This is a genomic window from Microcoleus sp. T3_A4 (assembly GCF_036700465.1).
Taxonomy (GTDB): Bacteria; Cyanobacteriota; Cyanobacteriia; order Cyanobacteriales; family Microcoleaceae; genus Microcoleus.
Map to the genome: position 1 here is coordinate 1 of NZ_JAUBOY010000137.1, position 1,242 is coordinate 1,242.

General features: G+C 63.4%; 2 protein-coding genes. Both read right to left on the reverse strand.

The window, feature by feature from the left end:
- Positions 1-32: 32 nt before the first annotated feature.
- Positions 33-890: an IS3 family transposase gene (locus QUA07_RS29890; protein WP_333321314.1), complete on the reverse strand. Its 858-nt coding sequence runs from the start codon at positions 888-890 to the stop codon at positions 33-35.
- On the reverse strand, positions 887-1,180 hold the full coding sequence (locus QUA07_RS29895) for a transposase (RefSeq protein WP_333321316.1): 294 nt from the start codon (positions 1,178-1,180) through the stop codon (positions 887-889). The genes QUA07_RS29890 and QUA07_RS29895 overlap by 4 nt, the downstream gene beginning before the upstream one ends.
- Positions 1,181-1,242 lie beyond the last annotated feature (62 nt).

The following is a 1,242-nucleotide window of genomic DNA, read 5'->3' on the forward strand; positions in this document are numbered from 1 at the left end:
CTGAGCTACCCCCGGTTTCTCGGACAGGTTAATTAAGCACTTGCCAGCCTCTCCTGTTCAACTGGCGTCCGATAGCCGAGGCTGCTGTGCAGCCGTTGGCGGTTGTAGAAGACCTCGATGTAATCGAAGAGCTTGCCTCTGGCTTCATCGAGATCCGCAAAACGTTCATGGTGCGTGAGTTCCTGCTTGAGCGAGCTGAAGAAGCTTTCCATCACCGCATTGTCGTAAGGCATGCCCTTGCGGCTCATGCTCGGCTGCAGGCCGGCTGCTTTGAGCTCGGCTTGATAGGCGCCGCTGGTGTACTGGCTTCCCTGGTCGCTGTGATGGATCGCGCCAGACGCTGGCCCGCGACGGTCGAGCGCCATCAGCAGCGCGGCGCTGGCCAATTTCTGATCCGGGCGCTCGCCCATCGCCCAACCCACGATCTGTCGAGTGTGCAGGTCGAGCACAGCCGCGAGATGCAACCAGCCAGTACGGGTCGGCACGAAGGTGATGTCCGCGACCCACACAGCGTCGGGCTTCGGGCTGGAGAACGGCCAAGCCAACAGGTTTGGCGCCGGGGGCACGCGCTGGTACGTCGCCCGCGTGCGCACATATCGCTGTCGCCGCTTGGCCTCGATCCCATGCGCACGGCGCAGCAGACGTACCCGATGTCGGCCACATGTTTCGCCCTCGCGGCGCAGCGCCTGCCACAGCCGTACCGCGCCATAGCATTCCCGGCTCTGCACATGAAGCGTACGGATGCGTTCCAGCAGCCGCGAATTCGCTGCGGCCCGGGGGCCGGGCTTGCGATCTCGCCAAGCGTAGTAGCCGCTCGCCGAGACGTTCAGTGCCTCGCAAAGCCGCCGTATCGGATACCCGGCTTGGTCTCGGATCCAGGCGTACCTCACGGCAACTCCCGCGCAAAGTACGCCGCCGCTTTTTTTAGGATCGCGTTCTCTTCCTTCAGCCGTGCGTTCTCGCGCTTGAGTGCAGCCAGCTCATCGCCGCTGGTCGTGGGACGGCCGCTGCCGGCAAAGGCCGTAGCGCCCTTCTTTTCCAGATCCTGCGCCCACTTGTAGAGCCTGTTGCGCGGGATGCCCAGCCCCCGCGCCACCACCGCAGCGGGACGATCGCCTGCCTTGAACAATCGAACCGCTTCGCGCTTGAACTCCGCTGTGAACTGTTGACGTTTCTGCATCGAACACCTCCGTGCGAGGATTGTCCTCGCTTTTGGGTGTCCGAGAAATCAGGGGTGGCTCA

Excerpts from the sequence above, each read along its gene's own strand:
- QUA07_RS29895 (WP_333321316.1), bottom strand. The coding sequence starts at position 1,180 with ATGCAGAAACGTCAACAGTTCACAGCGGAGTTCAAGCGCGAAGCGGTT.